The following is a 17,425-nucleotide window of genomic DNA, read 5'->3' as shown; positions in this document are numbered from 1 at the left end:
CGACTCGGTCTCAGACCGAAGGCGGCCCTGGATAGCCGCAATGCGCCCACGATTCGGGGCGGGTGTACCAGGCCATCATCACCATCTGCTGCAACGAGCTATGCCCCATGCGTAACAGACTCAACGAGCTGTTTTCCCAGCGATCAAGGAAATGCCGCATCGCCTCGGCACTGGCGTTTTCCCAACTGCCCCAGATCCCGGTGAGTGGCCCGCGCGTCACCGCCATGCCGAGCACGTCGAACAACTGCCGGATGAGTTTGAGCATTTCCGGCGACAGGTGATCGAGGCTGTAGTCCAGCGACTTGAGCGTGCCTTCAACAGCGACCGGCATTTTCTCGGCCGCCAAGGCGCCGTCGAGCATCACCGGAATCAGCGCACGAAGAAACAGCAGGTCGCCGTCGCGCAGCGAGACAAAACCGTTGGCCGCGACGCTCGACGAGCAGCCGCTAAGGCTGGCGCCGAGTCCGGCGGTGGCGAGGAACGCCGTAGCGCCGAGGCTGAATTTCAGCAGGCCACGGCGTGACAGTGCAGGTGTTTCGGTCAGGCTTGGGTGCATTATTTTTATTACCCGGCGGTGACGAAGGTTTAGCGAATGAACAGCTTCTGGATCAGTTTCTGAATCGATTTGCCGTAGGGCGGATAAATCAGCCTGGCCGCGTTGAACCGCTGTTTGATCAGCACGCCTTTGGCTTTGCTGAAGGTCAAAAAGCCTTCGTGACCGTGGTAGTGGCCCATGCCGGAAGCACCGATGCCGCCGAACGGCATGTCGTCCTGAGCCACATGCAGCAACGTGTCGTTCAGGCACACGCCGCCGGAATGGGTTTCGTGCAGCACACGGTTCTGTTCGCGTTTGTCGTAGCCAAAGTAGTAAAGAGCCAGAGGACGTGGCCGCTGATTGATGTAAGCGAATGCCTGCTCCAGATCCTGATACGGCACGATCGGCAGCAGCGGCCCGAAGATTTCGTCCTGCATCACCGTCATCTCGTCGCTGACATTCAGCAGCACGCTGTGCGGCATGCGCCGGCCCTGGCCCTGCTCGAACAGCGGAATCAACAGCGCACCCTTGCTGGTGGCGTCGCTGACGTAGCCGTTGAGCCGTGCCAATTGACGTTCGTTGATGATCGCCGTGTAGTCCGGATTGTCAGTGAGTGTCGGATAGAAACCCTGCACGGCCTGGCGATAGGCTTCGACAAAAGCACCGACCCGGTCTTCCGGCACCAGCACGTAATCCGGGGCAACGCAGGTCTGGCCGGCGTTGAGGGTTTTACCGAAGGCGATGCGCTCGGCAGCATCCTTGAGCGGCACATCGTGGGAGACGATAGCCGGCGACTTGCCGCCCAGTTCCAGGGTGACCGGGGTCAGGTTTTCGGCGGCGGCGCGCATCACGTGTTTGCCGATGCTGGTGGCGCCGGTAAACAGCAAGTGGTCGAAGCGCAAGCGCGAGAACGCCACGCCGATGTCGGCTTCACCGAGCACCACGCAGACCAGGTCTTCGGGGAAAATTCTCGCCAGCAACTCTTTCATCAACAAGCCGGTGGCCGGGGTCGATTCACTGAGTTTGAGCATCACCCGGTTACCCGCTGCCAGGGCGCCGACCAGCGGGCCGACGGCCAGATACAGCGGGTAATTCCACGGCACGATGACGCCGACTACGCCCAGAGGCTGATACACCACTTTTGCCGAAGCAGGCTGGAACGCGATGCCGACCTTGCGTCGCGAAGCTTTCATCCAGCCTTTGAGATGACGGCTGGCGTAATGAATGCCGTGCAGGCTTGGCATCAGCTCGGCGAGCAGGGTTTCATCGGCGCTGCGATGGCTGAAATCGGAGCTGATTGCCTCGATCAATGCCTGACGCTCGTTGCTCAGCAAATCACTCAGCGCCTTGAGCCATTGCTGGCGTTGGGCGGCGGGTGGCATCGGGTTCGCGGCATACGCAGCCCGCTGCGCCTCGAACAACCGGTCCAGCTCGGCCAGCGGTTGTTGCAGCGTTTGCAGGTAGGCAATGTCGGCAGTCATGGTCTGCTCCGGATTTATTGTAATGATGAACTTTTTAGAGTCTATGCTCTAGAAAGTCAAATGACTTCCTTGCACAGCATTGTTTTATCCATTTCCGGTTAGGTCGTAAGATGCCCCCCAACGCACTCTGAATTAAAGCTCAAGCCATGGCCCCACGAATAAAAACCAGCGAGCGTATCGTGCTGAACAGCCTTGAGCTGTTCAATCAACAGGGCGAGCGCAGCATCAGCACTAATCACATTGCCGCCCACATGGAGATTTCTCCCGGCAATCTGTACTACCACTTCCCCAACAAGCAGGCGATCATCGCCGTGTTGTTCAGTGAGTACGAAAGCCTCGTGGACAGCTTTCTGCGTCCGCCGCAGGGGCGTGCGGCGACGGTCGAGGACAAGCGTTTCTATCTCAAGGAATTGCTCTCGGCGATGTGGCGCTACCGCTTTCTGCACCGCGATCTGGAGCATCTGCTCGACAGCGATCCGGAACTGGCCGCCCGCTATCGGCGCTTCTCGCAACGCTGTGTGATTCAGGGCGCGGCGATCTACGAAGGTTTTGTCGCCGCCGGGATTCTCGATATGGACCGCGTGCAAATCGAATCCCTGACCCTCAATGCCTGGATCATCCTGACGTCGTGGGTGCGCTTCCTGTGCACCACCCGCGAGAATTCCAACCACCTCAGTGAACAAGCCATTAAACGTGGCGTGTATCAGGTGCTGGTGCTGGAAGCCGGGTTTGTCACCGAGCAGGCGCGAGACGAGGTCAATGCGTTGTTCGAGGAGTTCTACGTGCCGCTGGCCCAGGCCCTCGAAGACGTGAAATAAACCGTTCTGTTGAAATCCCCCAGGAGCCTGTTATGCCGATTGCGCAACTGATCAGCCCCGAAGCACTGGATGCCCGCAGGGCGCAGCCGGGACTGGTGATTCTCGATTGTCGTTTTGCCCTCGAAGACCCGGACTACGGCCAGCGCAGCTATGCCGAAGGGCACATTGCCGGGGCGAGCTTCGCCGATCTTGAGCGTGACCTCAGCGGTAAAGTGGTGAAAGGCGTGACTGGCCGTCATCCGTTGCCCGAGCCGGCGGCGTTGATCGAGCGGCTGCAGACCTGGGGCATCAACAACGACAGCGATGTGATTTTGTACGATGACGGTCCCGGTGCCTACGCGGCGCGGGCGTGGTGGTTGCTGGCGTGGCTGGGCAAGCGCGATGGCGTGTTCATTCTCGATGGCGGGCTCAAGGCGTGGCATGCGGCGGGGCTGCCGCTGAGCCTGGATGCGCCGACGGTCAGTCGCGGTAGTTTCAGTGGTCAGGCGGATATGAGCCTGCTGATCAGCGCCGAAAAATTGCAAAAGCGTCTTAGCCAACCTGCGTTGACCTTGATTGATGCTCGGGCTTTGCCGCGATTCAAGGGTGAAGTTGAGCCGATTGATCCGATTGCCGGGCACATTCCCGGCGCGCAATGCGCGGCGTTCACCGACAACCTCGGCAACGATGGGCGATTCCTGCCGGCGGATCAGCTCAAACAACGTTTTGCCGCCAAGCTCGGCGAGCGCTCGCCAGCGGATCTGGTGGCGTATTGCGGTTCCGGCGTGACGGCGTGTCACAACCTGTTTGCGTTGTGCCTGGCGGGTTATCCGTTGGGGTCGTTGTACGCTGGATCATGGAGCGAGTGGATCAACGAGCCTTCGCGCGGTATCGCCACCGGCGAATAAGATCAAAAGATCGCAGCCTTCGGCGGCTCCTGCATTGGAATGCATTTCCCTGTAGGAGCTGCCGAAGGCTGCGATCTTTTAGCTTTCCATCCGGGCGCTACGGTAGGCAGCGGGCCCGACGCCATAAGCCTGCTTGAACTGCCGGCTCAAATGGCTCTGGTCGGCAAACCCCAATTGTGTGGCGACCTCCACCGGCAGGCAGCCGTGCTGCAGAAGTGCGCGCGCCTGAGCGATACGTTGCTGCATCAGCCAGGTGTGCGGCGGCATACCAGTAGCGCGGCGAAACACTCGGGCGAAATGGAACGGCGACAGATTGACCGCCGCCGCGAGCTCTTCAAGTGACGGTGGCGCCGCCAGTTGCGCGTTCAGCAATTCTTTGCCCAACAGCACTGCGCGGTGTTCCTTGCCGGCTCGACCGGGCACCGGCACCGCCGCATGGCGCTGCAACAGCAGCAACATCATCTCGCGCCACACCGTTTGCTGTTGCAGCGCGGTCGCTGGGCTTTCCAGCAAGCGGTGCAATTGCGCAAAGCCGTTGACCAGATCCGCATCGCGATACAGCGTGGCGCCGAACGCCGGCAGACTCGTGGTGGACAGCTCCAGCTCATCCAGCAACGAAACGATCTGTGAAGTATCGGGATAAAACGCCCGATACAGCCAGCCGTCCTCGGTGCCTTTGTGCCCGGTGTGCAATTCGTCCGGATTGATCAACACCAGTGTGCCGCTGCCGGCCAGATGCTCGGCGCCGCGATAGCGATAACGCTGGGCACCGGCCATGATCATGCCGATCACGAATCCGTCGTGCACATGCGGGGCGAAGCGCTGCTCGATGTAGCGCGCCGACAACAACTCGACCCCGGCCAGCGGCGCGGTTTGCCAGAAGCGGATCGACTCGCCCTGATCGCTCATGCGGGCACGCGCGCCAGCCACTGTGGAATGCGTCGTTCAAGATAGTAACCGGGCTGACGCAGGGAGCCGTCGACAAAGCCGACATGCCCGCCGCGTGCCTGCAATTCGAAGGCAATCGAGGCCGACAGCTCACTGGCTTGCGGCAAGCTGTGCGGGAACACGAACGGATCGTCCGCCGCCTGAATGATCAGGGTCGGCGTGCGGATCTCACCGAGGAAGTAGCGGCTTGAAGCGCGGCGATAGTAATCCTCGGCATCATTGAAACCGTGCAACGGCGCGGTTACCCGGCCATCGAAATCCCAGAACGTGCGCATGTTTTCCAGCGAGCCGAGGGCTGCCAGCGCGGCGAGTCCGTCTTCGCGACCGTCATGCTGAAACTGCCGTTGCTTGTTCTTGATGTAAGCGACCATCTCGCGCATGAAGTGCGCCTGATAGACCTTGGAAAATCCCTGGCCGATGCGGTCGGCGCATTGGTCGAGGCGAAACGGCACCGACACTGCGACTGCACCGAGCACACCGCTGGCGCTGCCGGTTTCCCCAAGATGTTTGAGCAGCACGTTGCCGCCCAGGGAGTAGCCGACGGCATACAACGGTGCCAATGGTCGTTTGGCGCGCAGGTGCTTGATAGTCTCGGCGAGGTCTTCGCTGGCGCCGGAGTGATAACTGCGCGGGAGCAGATTCGGTTCACCGGAACAGCCACGCCAGTTCAGCGCCACGCTGGCCCAGCCTTGATCGGCCAGCGCCTTCTGGATACCGGCGACGTAAGGCGAATTGGAGGAGCCGGTCAGGCCGTGCAGTACCAACACCAGGGGCGCATCGGCGGTGTGCGGGCCGTGCCAGTCGAGGTCGAGGAAGTCGCCATCCTCGAGCCACAGGCGTTCACGTTCACGCTCGATATGTACGGTTTTGCGCCACAGCGGCCCCCACAAGGTTTGCAGGTGCGGATTGCCGAGGCCGAGGGCGGGGGTGAAGCGTTCTGAAGAGCTGGACACGATGATTCTCGATGCAGAGCGGCGACCCTGTTGGAAGGGGCGCCGCCTATTCAGACCGGTCGATTAACCGGCGATCTCTGCCGTACGTTGCCACAGCGCGTAGTAAACCCGGCCGGATTTCTGTTCGCGGTGCAGGCGCCAGTTGCCCGGCAGGCCCAGCGTCGATGGCGCCGTTTCGCTTTCAGTGTAGATCCACGAGTCCGGCGCCAGCCACTGACGCTCTTCGAGCAAGGTGCAGACGGCAGGCAGCAGGTTCTGGTTGAACGGCGGATCGAGGAACACCAGGTCGTACGCGCTGGCGGTCTGGGTTTCCAGATAACGCAGGGCGTCGGCAGTCTGCACCTGGCCGTTGGTGCAGCGCAGGGTACCGAGGTGTTCTTTCAGGCTGGACACCGCAATGTTGCTGGCATCCAGTGCCTGGCCCATGGCCGCGCCACGGGACAGCGCTTCGAGAAACAGCGCGCCGCTGCCGGCGAACGGATCGAGTACCTTGGCCCCTTCAACATACGGCGCGAGCCAGTTGAACAGGGTTTCACGCACGCGGTCCGGCGTCGGGCGCAGGCCCGGCGCATCGGGGAAGCTCAGCTTGCGGCTGCGCCATTGGCCGCCAATGATGCGCAACTGGTTCACACCGTTGTGGACGTTGTGCGCAGGCTTTTTAGGGGAACGAGTTGCCATTAATGCTCCGGAACCCCGAGCGGTTGCTCGGCAGGTTTATCAGATGGGGCCGGTAACGGCTTTTGCGGCACGGTCGGGCCAGCGGTGACGATGACCATTTTGTCCGTGCTCAGATGTTTGTTCAGGGCGTCGCGGACTTGTTCCACGGTCAGGCTTTGCGACTGACGCATGAAATCGTCCAGATAGCTCAGCGGCAGATTATAGAAGCCCATCGCGCCAAGTTGGCCGACGATATCGGCATTGCTCGCGGTGGACAGCGGGAAGCTGCCGGCCAGTTCGCGTTTGGCGTCATCGAGCTCTTTCTGCGTCGGCCCGGTTTTCAGATAGTCGGCGAGCACGTCCTGCACCAGTTTCAGGGTGCCTTCGCTCATTTCTGCGCGGGTCTGCAGGTTGATCATGAACGGGCCACGTGCCTGCATCGGGCTGAATGCCGAGTACACGCCGTAGGTCAGGCCGCGTTTCTCACGCACTTCGCTCATCAGGCGCGTGCCGAAACCGCCACCACCGAGGATCTGGTTGCCCATCGACAGCGCCGCGTAATCCGGATCGTCACGGTCGATGCCCAGTTGCGCGAGCATCAAATTGGTTTGCTTCGACGGGAACTCGATGTGGTTGATGCTGGCTTTCGGTTCCTGCGGCTGAGCGATTTTCGCCAGCGCCGGGCCTTTGGGCAGGGCCGAGGAGACCTGATTGGCAATCGCCTCGGCTTCCGCGCGCGACAGATCACCGACCAGCGCGATGACCACGTTGCCAGCGGCGTAGGCCTTGGCGTGGAACTCACGCAACTGCGCAAGGGTAATCTTCGGCACGCTCTGTGGGTTACCGTCGCTCGAATGCGCGTACGGGTGGTCGCCATAAAGACGCTTCATCAGCTCAAGGCTGGCGAGTTTGCCGGGGTTCTGTTTCTGGTATTCGAAACCGGCGAGCATCTGGTTCTTGATACGCGCGAAGGAGTCGGCCGGGAAGGTCGGTTTACCGACCACTTCCGAGAACAGCTTCAAGGCCGGTTCGCGTTTGTCGGCAGCACTCAGGCTGCGCAGCGAGGCCAACGCCATGTCCTTGAACGCACCGTTGCCGAAATCCGCCCCCAGACCTTCAAAGCCCTGAGCGATGGCGCCGACGTCTTTACCGGCAACACCTTCGTTGAGCATCGCGTTGGTCAGTACCGCCAGACCCGATGCGCTGCCGTCCTGGCTGCTGCCGGCGGCGAAGATCAGGCGCATGTCGAACATCGGCAGCTCATGGGCTTCGACGAACAGCACTTTGGCGCCTGCGGCGGTGTTCCAGGTTTGCACGTCGAGTTTGCGGCTGGCCGGGGCCTTGCCGTCGAGTTCGGCCAGCGATTGCAGCTTCTGGCTGGACTTGGCGTTGTCGAGGGCTTCGCTGGCATTGCTGTCAGCGCCCGGCGACAGGTAGAACGCGGCAGAGCCAATCACCGCCACGGCGATCAGGCCGAGCAGCAGGCGTGGGGATTTGCGCTTACTCATGAATCGTCTCCAGTGGCAGGACGTGGGCGACGCTGAGACGTTCGCGGGTGAAATACAGCTTGGCGGCGTTCTGGATGTCTTGCGGGGTCACGCTTTCCAGATCGGCGAGTTCGGTGTCCATCAGTTTCCACGACAGACCGACGGTTTCCAGTTGGCCGATGGCGGTGGCCTGGCTGGTGATCGAATCACGTTCGAACACCAGACCGGCGATCACTTGCGCACGTACGCGCTCGAGTTCTTCGGCGGACGGCGCGGTGGTTTTCAGCTGCTCCAGCAACTTCCACAGACCGGCCTCGGCTTGCGCCATGGTCTTTTTCTTCTGCGTGTTCGGCGTTGCCGAGAGGGTGAACAGGCTGTCGCCACGGGTGTAGGCGTCGTAGCTCGACGAACCGCCGGAGACCAGTTCTTCGCCGCGCTCCAGTTGCGTCGGGATGCGCCCGCTGTAACCGCCGTCGAGCAGGGCCGAGATCAGGCGCAAGGCGTTGACCGAGCGTTTGTCTTCAGCCGTCGCAATGCTTGGCACGTTGAAACCGAGCATCAAGCTAGGCAACTGAGTCTGCACGTGCAGGGTGATCTGGCGTTCGCCGGGCTCGGCCAGCTCCAGCGGTTTTTTCGCCGGTGGCACGTCGCGCTTGGCGATCGGGCCGAAATAGCGCTGGGCGAGGGTTTTCACTTCGTCCGGGGTCACGTCGCCGACCACCACCAGTGTGGCGTTGTTCGGCACGTACCAGGATTGGTACCAGTGGCGCAGCTCTTCGACCTTCATGCGGTCGAGGTCGGCCATCCAGCCAATGGTCGGCGTGTGGTAGCCGCTGGCCGGGTAGGCCATGGCCTTGTAGCGCTCGTAGGCTTTGGACATCGGCTTGTCATCGGTGCGCAAGCGGCGCTCTTCCTTGATGACTTCGATTTCCTTGGCGAACTCGTCGGCCGGCAGGCGCAGATTGGCCATGCGGTCCGCTTCCAGTTCGAAGGCTACGCCCAGACGGTCGCGCGCCAACACTTGGTAATAAGCGGTGAAGTCGTCGCTGGTGAAAGCGTTCTCTTCGGCGCCCAAGTCGCGCAGGATCAAAGAGGCTTCGCCGGGACCGACTTTCTCGCTGCCCTTGAACATCATGTGTTCAAGCGCGTGGGACAAACCGGTCTGGCCCGGGGTTTCGTAGCTGGAGCCGACCTTGTACCAGACCTGCGAGACCACCACGGGCGCGCGATGGTCTTCGCGCACGACGACCTTGAGGCCGTTGTCGAGGGTGAATTCGTGGGTCGGTTGCGGGTCGGCCGCCAGGGCCGAAAGGGGCAGGCAGACTGTGCTGAGCAGCAGGCCTGCAGCGCGGCGGGCTAGAGCATTCATTCGTTTTTTAACCTGTTGGGCTGCCCGCTTGGTCTTAGCCTAGGCGGGCGAGGAGGTGCTAGGATACTGATCCGTTTTACTGGCGGCCACGCCTATCAAGCCACTGATCGGTCGATAGGTTGTATGGGTTCCCGGAAGAAGCTTTGAGTTTGTCAGCTAAACTCTGCGTTTTCGCCGACGATGCCGTTCCAGTCCTTCGTATTAATCGACCTTTGAGGTGCCTGTGGCGCCTCGACAAAATGTTGCGCGTGAACAAGCTGGATGAAACACAGTCTGTTCTGCATCGAATATTTATTTGCCGGGGCGCCCTTATGGCGCGTCGCTACCGTGAGATAGCCGTCCTCCATGTTTGGTTCCAACGACGACAAGAAGACCCCAGCTGCGGCTGGCGAGAAGAAAAGCCTGTTCGGATGGCTGCGTAAGAAACCGCAGGAACCCGTCGTCGAACAGCCGCCCGCGATTCCTGAGCCTGCACCGGAACCTGCTCCGGTTATAGAAGAAGAGCCGGCACCGATCGTTCTGCCGATTGCCGAGCCGGTGCTGCAACCGGTCGAGCCAGAACCCGAGCCTGAAGCGCCTGTAGCGGCGGAATTGCCGCTGACCCCGGCGGCTGAGCCATGGCTGACTTTGCCAGTGGCGGAAGAGCCAGTGGCATTGGTTGAAGAGGCAGCGCCGCACATCACCCCAGACATTCCTGCGCCTGCTGCATTCGTTGCAGAGGTTGCTCCGGCGCCGGTGGTTGAGCCGGTAGTTGAGCCTGCGCCGGTTGTTGTCGAGCCTGTTGCGCCCGTGTTTGTTGCGCCAGTTGTCCAAGAGCCCGAGCCTGCACCTGCACCTGCACCTGCACCTGCACCTGCACCTGCACCTGCACCTGCACCTGCACCTGCACCTGCACCTGCACCGGTTGTCGCTGCTCCTGTTACTCCAGTCGAAGTGGTTGCCGAGGCCCCGGTCGAAGCCCCGCGCACCGAAGAAACCAAAGCCGGTTTCTTCGCCCGCCTCAAGCAAGGTTTGTCGAAAACCAGCGCCAGCATCGGCGAGGGCATGGCCAGCCTGTTCCTCGGCCGCAAAACCATCGATGACGATCTGCTCGATGACCTCGAAACCCGTCTGCTCACCGCCGACGTGGGTGTCGAAGCCACCACGCAGATTATCCAGCGCCTGACACAGAAGGTCGCGCGCAAAGAGCTGGCCGACGCCGACGCGCTGTACAAATCCCTGCAGGCCGAACTGGCCGCGATGCTCAAACCGGTCGAACAACCGCTGAAAATCGCCTCGCAGAACAAGCCTTTCGTGATTCTGGTAGTCGGCGTCAACGGCGCCGGCAAAACCACCACCATCGGCAAACTGGCGAAGAAGCTGCAACTGGAAGGCAAGAAAGTCATGCTCGCCGCCGGTGACACCTTCCGTGCCGCCGCTGTAGAACAATTGCAGGTCTGGGGCGAGCGCAACAAGATTCCGGTGATCGCCCAGCACACCGGCGCCGACTCGGCTTCGGTGATCTTCGACGCCGTGCAGGCTGCCAAGGCCCGCGGCATCGACGTTTTGATCGCTGACACCGCCGGTCGTCTGCACACCAAAGACAACCTGATGGAAGAGCTGAAGAAGGTTCGCCGTGTGATTGGCAAGCTCGACGCTGACGCGCCGCACGAAGTGCTGCTGGTGCTCGACGCCGGTACTGGCCAGAACGCCATCAATCAGGCCAAGCAATTCAACCAGACCGTCGAACTGACCGGCCTGGCGCTGACCAAGCTCGACGGTACCGCCAAGGGCGGGGTGATCTTCGCCCTGGCCAAGCAGTTTGGCCTGCCGATCCGCTACATCGGCGTCGGTGAAGGCATCGACGATTTGCGTACCTTTGAAGCCGAACCCTTTGTCCAGGCACTGTTTGCCGAGCGGGAGCGTTCATGATTCGTTTCGAACAGGTCGGTAAACGCTACCCGAACGGTCACGTCGGCTTGCATGAGCTGAGCTTTCGAGTCCGTCGTGGCGAGTTCTTGTTTGTCACCGGCCACTCCGGTGCCGGTAAATCCACGTTGTTGCGCCTGTTGCTGGCGATGGAACGTCCGACCAGTGGCAAACTGCTGCTGGCCGGGCAAGACCTGAGCACCATCAGCAACGCGCAGATTCCGTTCCTGCGCCGGCAGATCGGTGTGGTATTCCAGAATCACCAGTTGCTGTTCGATCGCACGGTGTTCAACAACGTCGCCTTGCCGCTGCAGATTCTTGGCTTGTCCAAGGCCGAAATCGCCAAGCGTGTCGATTCGGCGCTGGAACGCGTGGCGCTGTCGGATAAAACCGATCTGTACCCGGGCGACCTGTCCACCGGTCAGCAACAGCGCGTCGGCATTGCCCGCGCCATCGTGCACCGCCCGGCCTTGCTGCTGGCGGACGAACCGACCGGTAACCTCGACCCGCGTCTGGCGGCGGAAATCATGGGCGTGTTCGAAGACATCAACCGTCTGGGCACCAGCGTGCTGATCGCCAGTCACGACCTGGCGCTGATCGCGCGCATGCGTCACCGCATGTTGACCCTGCAACGTGGCCGATTGATCGGCGACGGGGAGGCCGGGGTATGAGTGCAACACGCAGTCCGAAGGTTTCCGAGCGCGTGGCCCCGAAAGCCGCCGATCCGCAGCCGCCGAAAAAGAAAAAGCACGACGAAGACGACGGTCCGGACTTCGCCACGTTGTTCCGTGCGTGGGTCGAAAGCCATCGTGCCAGCCTGCTCGACAGCCTGCGTCGCCTCGGCAAGCAGCCGATTGGCAGTTTCTTCACCTGCATGGTGATGGCCGTGGCGCTGAGCCTGCCGATGGGGCTTTCGCTGTTGCTCAACAACGTCGAACGTCTTGGTGGTTCGTGGCAGCGGGCGGCGCAGATCTCGCTGTATCTGCAACTCGACGCCAGCCCGGAACAGGGCGAGTCGTTGCGCGAACAGATCAAAGGCATGCCCGGCGTAGCTGATGCTGAATATGTCGGCCGTGATCAGGCGCTGGAAGAGTTCCAGCAACAGTCCGGACTGGGTGAAGCCCTGCGCGAGCTGCCGGAGAACCCGTTGCCGGGCGTGGTACTGGTCACTCCGAATGAAGTCGACAAGCCAACGCTGGAAGCATTAAGACAAAAACTTTCCGAACTGCCCAAGGTACAACAGGCGCAACTTGATCTAGTCTGGGTCGAGCGTCTGGCCGCCATCCTCAAGCTTGGCGATCGTTTTGTCTTCGGTCTGACAGTGCTGCTGGTTTCTGCATTACTTTTGGTGATAGGCAATACCATTCGTCTTCATATTGAAAACCGCCGCACCGAGATAGAAGTGATTAAACTCGTCGGCGGCACTGACAGTTATGTGCGTCGCCCTTTCCTTTATATGGGCGCGTTGTATGGCTTCGGTGCGGGGCTACTGTCCTGGGGCGTATTGGCGTTTGGCCTGAACTGGCTGAACGATGCGGTGGTTGGGTTGGCCGGCTTGTACGGCAGTGATTTCGCGCTGGCCGGAGTGCCAGTTGCCGACGGTCTGTCGCTCTTGCTTGGCGCGGTGCTGTTGGGTTATATCGGTGCATGGATTGCAGTCGCACGTCATCTCAGGGAGTTGGCGCCGAAGTAGAATCTTTTTTGCGCGTGATTGGCCTCGCGGTTTTTTTGGGAACTTGTACTTGAATTCCCGGTCAATTTTTCGCAGTGCCGAGAGGCACGAGTATGTAAGTGGGAGGTTTTTTCGTATGACCAATTCTTTGCAACCTGCGTATGCGTTGGTTCCGGGTGCGAACCTGGAAGCTTACGTGCACACCGTCAACAGCATTCCATTGCTGACGCCGGAGCAGGAGCGTGAACTGGCCGAGAGTCTCTACTATGAGCAGGATTTGGGGGCGGCTCGGCAGATGGTGCTCGCCCACCTGCGTTTTGTCGTACATATCGCCCGTAGCTATTCCGGCTACGGTCTGGCTCAGGCTGACCTGATCCAGGAAGGTAACGTCGGCCTGATGAAGGCCGTGAAGCGCTTCAACCCGGAAATGGGTGTGCGTCTGGTGTCGTTCGCCGTGCACTGGATCAAGGCGGAAATTCACGAGTTCATCCTGCGCAACTGGCGCATTGTGAAAGTCGCGACCACCAAGGCCCAGCGCAAGCTGTTCTTCAACCTGCGCAGCCAGAAGAAACGTCTGGCGTGGCTGAACAACGAGGAAGTCCACCGTGTGGCGGAAAGCCTCGGCGTCGAGCCGCGGGAAGTGCGCGAGATGGAAAGTCGCCTGACCGGCCATGACATGGCCTTCGACCCGGCCGCGGAAGCGGACGACGACAGTGCTTTCCAGTCGCCGGCCAACTATCTGGAAGACCACCGGTACGACCCGGCGCGTCAACTGGAAGATGCCGACTGGAGCGACAACTCCAACAGCAACCTGCACGAAGCGCTGGAAGTGCTGGACGAACGCAGCCGTGACATCCTCTACCAGCGCTGGCTGGCAGAAGAGAAAGCCACGCTGCACGACCTGGCGCAGAAGTACAACGTGTCGGCCGAGCGGATCCGTCAGCTCGAGAAGAGCGCGATGAACAAGCTCAAGTTATCGATCGCCGCATAACCGGCGAGCAGGCAATAAAAAACGCCCCGATCAGCGATGATCGGGGCGTTTTTTTATGCGCATATGTCAGGGCAGCATCAATCCCTGTGGGAGCTGGCTTGCCAGCGATGGCGTCGGGTCAGTCATGTAGATGGTGGCTGAACTACCGCTATCGCGGGCAAGCCCGCTCCCACAGGGATCTTTAGGGTTTGGAAGAATCTTGACTGGCTATCGAGACCACGGTGCGCGGCGCGAATCGTTGAGCCCCAACAGATAACTATCCCCACCCAACTGACTCATCTGCTGCCGAATCCACCCGGCCCGGCGCGACACATAAGCGGTTGGATGACTCGCACTCCAGACACGCGGATTGGGTAGAACGGCCGCCAGATAACTCGCCTGCTGCCGCGACAACGACTTCGCGCTCACGCCAAAGTGATGGCGGGCCGCAGCTTCGGCGCCAAACACCCCGTCATCCCACTCGACGCTGTTCAGGTACACCTCAAGAATCCGCTGCTTGGGCCAGAACACCTCGATCAGCGCGGTAAACCAGGCCTCCAGGCCTTTACGCAGATAGCTGCGGCCGGCCCACAGAAACAGGTTCTTCGACACTTGCTGGCTCAAGGTGCTGGCGCCGCGAATCGAGCCGCCGAGTTCGTTGTGCGCCAGTGCGGCCTGGATCGCACTGAAGTCAAAACCCCAATGCTCGGGAAACTTCTGATCCTCACCGGCCATGACCGCCACTTTGAGATCGTCGGAGATCTCGTCCCACGGCTTCCATGTGCGCTGCAGGTCAATCGGCTCACCATCGACCCAGGATTCGACCTTGCGCTCGACCATCAACGCCGTGCCCGGCGGCGGTACGAAGCGAAACACCAGCACCAGCAAGACACTGCCGCCGGCGAACCAGAGCAGGGCCTTCGTGAGACGACGGAAAATAGTACGCAGCATAGAGATGGCTTGGCCGAACCGGTGGAGCGGGCCATTATACAGACCCTGCCGATCGCGTCTGACTGGAGTTCCCAATGCTGCGTGGCTTTTTGATGCTGGCCGCTTTTTTCGGTTTCACCGGTGTTGCGTTGGGCGCATTCGCCGCCCATGGCCTGAAAAGCCGACTGACGCCTGAATATCTGTCTATTTTCCACACCGGCGTCACTTATCAACTGGTGCACACCCTGGCACTGTTCGGAGTGGCGCTGTTGGCCACGCAGATTCAGGGGCGGCTGGTCGCTTGGGCCGGCGTGTCGTTCACCGTGGGCATTCTGCTGTTCTCCGGTAGCCTGTACGTGCTGACCATCACCGGTATCAGCAAACTCGGCATCATCACTCCGTTCGGCGGTCTGGCATTTCTGGCCGGTTGGGTTTGCCTGGGCCTCGCCGCCTGGCGCCTGCAACCAACCGCTTGACGCTTGGTGCTGACCTTTAGGTCATGATCGGGCTAGAATGCCAGCCCCTAAAAATGATGGCGGCGTTGCGCATGCGCATTCAGTTGAACGGTGAATCCCTTGAACTGCCCGACGGCGAGACTGTTGCGGCCCTGATCACCCGTCTGGAACTGACCGGACGCCGGGTGGCAGTCGAACTCAATCTGGATATCGTCCCGCGCAGCCAGCATGCCAGCACCACGCTCAATGACGGTGACAACGTCGAAGTGGTGCACGCCATCGGCGGCGGCTGATCGCCCGGCCCGCAAGGGTACAGAATTCTGCAAGACCCTCACTCCTAAAGAGGATTCCCCATGAGCATCGTTCGTAGCGACAAGCCTTTTGTGCTGGCCGGTCGTACTTACCAGTCGCGTTTGCTGGTCGGTACCGGCAAGTACCGTGACATGGAAGAAACCCGTCAGGCCATCGAAGCCTCGGGTGCCGAGATCGTCACCTTCGCCGTGCGCCGCACCAACCTGGGCCAGATCGAAGGCGAGCCGAACCTGCTCGATGTGCTGTCGCCGGAGCGCTACACCTTCCTGCCAAACACCGCCGGTTGCTACGACGCCATCGAAGCCGTGCGCACCTGTCGTCTGGCCCGTGAGCTGCTCGATGGTCACAACCTGGTGAAGCTGGAAGTACTGGCTGACCAGAAAACCCTGTTTCCTAACGTGATCGAAACCCTCAAGGCCGCGGAAACGCTGGTCAAGGAAGGTTTCGACGTGATGGTGTACACCAGCGATGACCCGATCATCGCCCGTCAACTGGCAGAAATCGGCTGCATCGCGGTCATGCCGCTGGCCGGTCTGATCGGTTCCGGTCTGGGGATCTGCAACCCGTACAACCTGCAGATCATCCTCGAAGAAGCCAAGATTCCTGTGTTGGTCGATGCCGGTGTCGGCACTGCGTCCGACGCGACCATCGCCATGGAACTGGGTTGCGATGCGGTGCTGATGAACTCGGCGATCGCCCACGCCCAGCAGCCGGTGATGATGGCTGAAGCCATGAAACACGCCATCGTTGCAGGCCGCCTGGCCTACCTTGCTGGCCGTATGCCGAAAAAACTCTATGCCAGCGCCTCTTCGCCGCTGGATGGTCTGATCAAGTAAGAGCCATTGATGACTGAATCGAACGACACGCCTATCCAGACGGAAGAGGGCGACGAGCGCCAACACCGCCGCATCAAGAGTTTCGTGATGCGCGCCGGGCGCATGACCGAAGGCCAGCAACGCGGTCTGGATCAGGGCGCGCCGCTGTACGTGCTGCCGCTGGCTGACGCGCCGGTGGATTACGATCAAGTGTTCGGCCGTTCGGCACCGCGCTCGCTGGAGATCGGTTTCGGCATGGGCCACTCGCTGCTGGAAATGGCCGCGGCGGCGCCGGAGCAGGATTTCATCGGTGTTGAGGTTCACCGTCCGGGTGTTGGCGCGCTGCTCAATGGCGTGCTGACCCAGGGTCTGACCAACCTGCGCGTCTACGATTGCGACGCGATCGAGGTGCTCAACCGCTGCATCGCCGACAATAGCCTCGACCGCCTGATGCTGTTCTTCCCGGATCCGTGGCACAAGAGCCGTCACCACAAACGTCGTATCGTTCAGGCGTCGTTCGCTGAACTGGTGCGCAGCAAGTTGAAGGTTGGCGGCATTCTGCACATGGCTACCGACTGGGAACCGTACGCCGAATACATGCTGGAAGTGATGAACGTCGCCCCGGGCTACCGCAATCTCGCCGAAGACGGCAAGTGCGTGCCACGCCCGGCCGAACGCCCGATCACCAAGTTCGAACGCCGCGGCGAACGTCTTGGCCATGGCGTCTGGGACCTGAAGTTCGAAAAACTCGCCTAAGCATCACGCAATGATCGTTCCCACGCTCTGCGTGGGAATGCTGCCCGGGACGCTCTGCGTCCCACAGCGGACGCAGAGCGTCCATTGAGGCATTCCCACGCGGAGCATGGGAACGATCAAAAGCGGCCGAAAGATCAGCGGCGGTCGGCGACCACGCCGATGAGGACGAGGACTACCAGCAGCACTGGCGCCAGGCTGTAGTTGTTGAACTGGCTCAAGCCTTTGATTACCCACGGCGTGGCGTAAATCAGCGCTGCGCCGCTGCCGATCACGCACAGCAGCGCCATCAGCGGTACGCGCAAGGCGCCGGCGATGCTGCCCAGGCGCTGCTCGACCCAGCCTTTGAAGTCGGCGCCGAACAGCACCAACAGACAGCCCACCAGCGCCAAGGCGATTTCCGAGAGGTTGCTGCGGCTCCAGCGGGAGACGGTGGCGAGCAGGTCGAGTATCAAATCCATGCGTTTTCCCTTAG

Annotated in this window: 20 protein-coding genes; 10 read left to right on the top strand and 10 right to left on the bottom strand. The window is 61.0% G+C overall.

The genetic code is table 11. The features are described from left to right. Positions 1 to 10: 10 nt before the first annotated feature. Both AC3IUF_RS28125 and AC3IUF_RS28120 read right to left on the bottom strand, forming a co-directional pair. Positions 11 to 556, bottom strand: a complete 546-nt coding sequence (locus tag AC3IUF_RS28125; protein WP_123376166.1) for a twin-arginine translocation pathway signal protein — start codon at positions 554 to 556, stop codon at positions 11 to 13. Between the two features lie 29 nt (positions 557 to 585). Further along, positions 586 to 2,016: a coniferyl aldehyde dehydrogenase gene (locus AC3IUF_RS28120; RefSeq protein WP_095112803.1), complete on the bottom strand. Its 1,431-nt coding sequence runs from the start codon at positions 2,014 to 2,016 to the stop codon at positions 586 to 588. A gap of 146 nt (positions 2,017 to 2,162) precedes the next feature. Between AC3IUF_RS28120 and AC3IUF_RS28115 the strand changes: the two genes are divergently transcribed. Both AC3IUF_RS28115 and AC3IUF_RS28110 read left to right on the top strand, forming a co-directional pair. Further along, complete coding sequence (locus AC3IUF_RS28115; RefSeq protein WP_007913599.1) at positions 2,163 to 2,834, top strand: TetR/AcrR family transcriptional regulator; 672 nt, start codon at positions 2,163 to 2,165, stop codon at positions 2,832 to 2,834. A 32-nt stretch (positions 2,835 to 2,866) separates the two neighbouring features. Further along, a complete protein-coding gene (locus tag AC3IUF_RS28110; protein ID WP_123376167.1) occupies positions 2,867 to 3,721 on the top strand; it encodes a sulfurtransferase in 855 nt (284 codons plus the stop codon). Between the two features lie 78 nt (positions 3,722 to 3,799). Here the strand turns inward: AC3IUF_RS28110 and AC3IUF_RS28105 are convergent, their stop codons facing one another. The 6 genes from AC3IUF_RS28105 to AC3IUF_RS28080 all read right to left on the bottom strand — a co-directional run bounded on the left by AC3IUF_RS28105 (position 3,800) and on the right by AC3IUF_RS28080 (position 9,482). After that, entirely contained in the window at positions 3,800 to 4,630 is an 831-nt protein-coding gene (locus tag AC3IUF_RS28105) for an AraC family transcriptional regulator (RefSeq protein ID WP_489279852.1), read from the bottom strand. Beyond that, a complete protein-coding gene (locus AC3IUF_RS28100) occupies positions 4,627 to 5,622 on the bottom strand; it encodes a hydrolase (protein WP_489279851.1) in 996 nt (331 codons plus the stop codon). Before AC3IUF_RS28100 ends, AC3IUF_RS28105 begins: the two co-directional genes overlap by 4 nt. A gap of 63 nt (positions 5,623 to 5,685) precedes the next feature. After that, positions 5,686 to 6,300, bottom strand: a complete 615-nt coding sequence (gene rsmD / locus AC3IUF_RS28095; protein WP_007913608.1) for a 16S rRNA (guanine(966)-N(2))-methyltransferase RsmD — start codon at positions 6,298 to 6,300, stop codon at positions 5,686 to 5,688. Then, entirely contained in the window at positions 6,300 to 7,787 is a 1,488-nt protein-coding gene (locus AC3IUF_RS28090) for a M16 family metallopeptidase (protein ID WP_489279850.1), read from the bottom strand. The genes rsmD and AC3IUF_RS28090 overlap by 1 nt, the downstream gene beginning before the upstream one ends. Next, positions 7,780 to 9,135 carry a M16 family metallopeptidase gene (locus AC3IUF_RS28085; RefSeq protein WP_489279849.1) on the bottom strand — a complete coding sequence of 452 codons (1,356 nt, stop codon included), beginning with the start codon at positions 9,133 to 9,135 and terminating at the stop codon, positions 7,780 to 7,782. The genes AC3IUF_RS28090 and AC3IUF_RS28085 overlap by 8 nt, the downstream gene beginning before the upstream one ends. A gap of 152 nt (positions 9,136 to 9,287) precedes the next feature. Continuing rightward, entirely contained in the window at positions 9,288 to 9,482 is a 195-nt protein-coding gene (locus AC3IUF_RS28080) for a hypothetical protein (protein WP_025112092.1), read from the bottom strand. On the opposite strand from AC3IUF_RS28080, the gene ftsY reads away from it, so the two are divergent. The 4 genes from ftsY (at position 9,481) to rpoH (ending at position 13,706) form a co-directional block, all read left to right on the top strand. Continuing rightward, complete coding sequence (gene ftsY / locus AC3IUF_RS28075; protein WP_489279847.1) at positions 9,481 to 11,046, top strand: signal recognition particle-docking protein FtsY; 1,566 nt, start codon at positions 9,481 to 9,483, stop codon at positions 11,044 to 11,046. The two genes, AC3IUF_RS28080 and ftsY, sit on opposite strands and share 2 nt — an antisense overlap. Further along, the gene (gene ftsE, locus AC3IUF_RS28070; RefSeq protein WP_003229148.1) at positions 11,043 to 11,714 is read left to right on the top strand and encodes a cell division ATP-binding protein FtsE; all 672 of its coding nucleotides are present in this window, start codon (positions 11,043 to 11,045) and stop codon (positions 11,712 to 11,714) included. The genes ftsY and ftsE overlap by 4 nt, the downstream gene beginning before the upstream one ends. Further along, positions 11,711 to 12,736, top strand: coding sequence for a permease-like cell division protein FtsX (gene ftsX, locus AC3IUF_RS28065; RefSeq protein WP_077574909.1), 1,026 nt, complete (start codon positions 11,711 to 11,713; stop codon positions 12,734 to 12,736). Before ftsE ends, ftsX begins: the two co-directional genes overlap by 4 nt. Before the next feature lie 115 nt (positions 12,737 to 12,851). Beyond that, positions 12,852 to 13,706 (top strand): RNA polymerase sigma factor RpoH, encoded by an 855-nt coding sequence (gene rpoH / locus AC3IUF_RS28060; protein WP_007913617.1) that lies wholly within the window; start codon positions 12,852 to 12,854, stop codon positions 13,704 to 13,706. Positions 13,707 to 13,913: 207 nt separating this feature from the next. On the opposite strand, the gene mtgA is transcribed toward rpoH, so the two are convergent. Beyond that, complete coding sequence (gene mtgA / locus AC3IUF_RS28055; protein ID WP_007913618.1) at positions 13,914 to 14,636, bottom strand: monofunctional biosynthetic peptidoglycan transglycosylase; 723 nt, start codon at positions 14,634 to 14,636, stop codon at positions 13,914 to 13,916. A 74-nt stretch (positions 14,637 to 14,710) separates the two neighbouring features. Here mtgA and AC3IUF_RS28050 point away from each other — a divergent pair, with 74 nt between their 5' ends. The 4 genes from AC3IUF_RS28050 (at position 14,711) to trmB (ending at position 16,953) form a co-directional block, all read left to right on the top strand. After that, a complete protein-coding gene (locus tag AC3IUF_RS28050; protein ID WP_007950170.1) occupies positions 14,711 to 15,091 on the top strand; it encodes a DUF423 domain-containing protein in 381 nt (126 codons plus the stop codon). Between the two features lie 71 nt (positions 15,092 to 15,162). After that, the gene (gene thiS, locus AC3IUF_RS28045; protein ID WP_123454333.1) at positions 15,163 to 15,363 is read left to right on the top strand and encodes a sulfur carrier protein ThiS; all 201 of its coding nucleotides are present in this window, start codon (positions 15,163 to 15,165) and stop codon (positions 15,361 to 15,363) included. Between the two features lie 60 nt (positions 15,364 to 15,423). Beyond that, complete coding sequence (locus AC3IUF_RS28040) at positions 15,424 to 16,218, top strand: thiazole synthase (RefSeq protein WP_007913621.1); 795 nt, start codon at positions 15,424 to 15,426, stop codon at positions 16,216 to 16,218. Positions 16,219 to 16,227: 9 nt separating this feature from the next. Beyond that, the gene (gene trmB / locus AC3IUF_RS28035; RefSeq protein WP_007913622.1) at positions 16,228 to 16,953 is read left to right on the top strand and encodes a tRNA (guanosine(46)-N7)-methyltransferase TrmB; all 726 of its coding nucleotides are present in this window, start codon (positions 16,228 to 16,230) and stop codon (positions 16,951 to 16,953) included. Between the two features lie 134 nt (positions 16,954 to 17,087). Here the strand turns inward: trmB and AC3IUF_RS28030 are convergent, their stop codons facing one another. Continuing rightward, positions 17,088 to 17,411 carry a DUF3392 domain-containing protein gene (locus AC3IUF_RS28030; protein ID WP_007913629.1) on the bottom strand — a complete coding sequence of 108 codons (324 nt, stop codon included), beginning with the start codon at positions 17,409 to 17,411 and terminating at the stop codon, positions 17,088 to 17,090. Positions 17,412 to 17,425 lie beyond the last annotated feature (14 nt).

The sequence above is a fragment of the Pseudomonas sp. KH_040 genome (genome assembly GCF_057839305.1).
The sequence above is the reverse complement of the archived record's forward strand: the minus strand, read 5'-3'. Positions and strand labels throughout refer to the sequence as shown.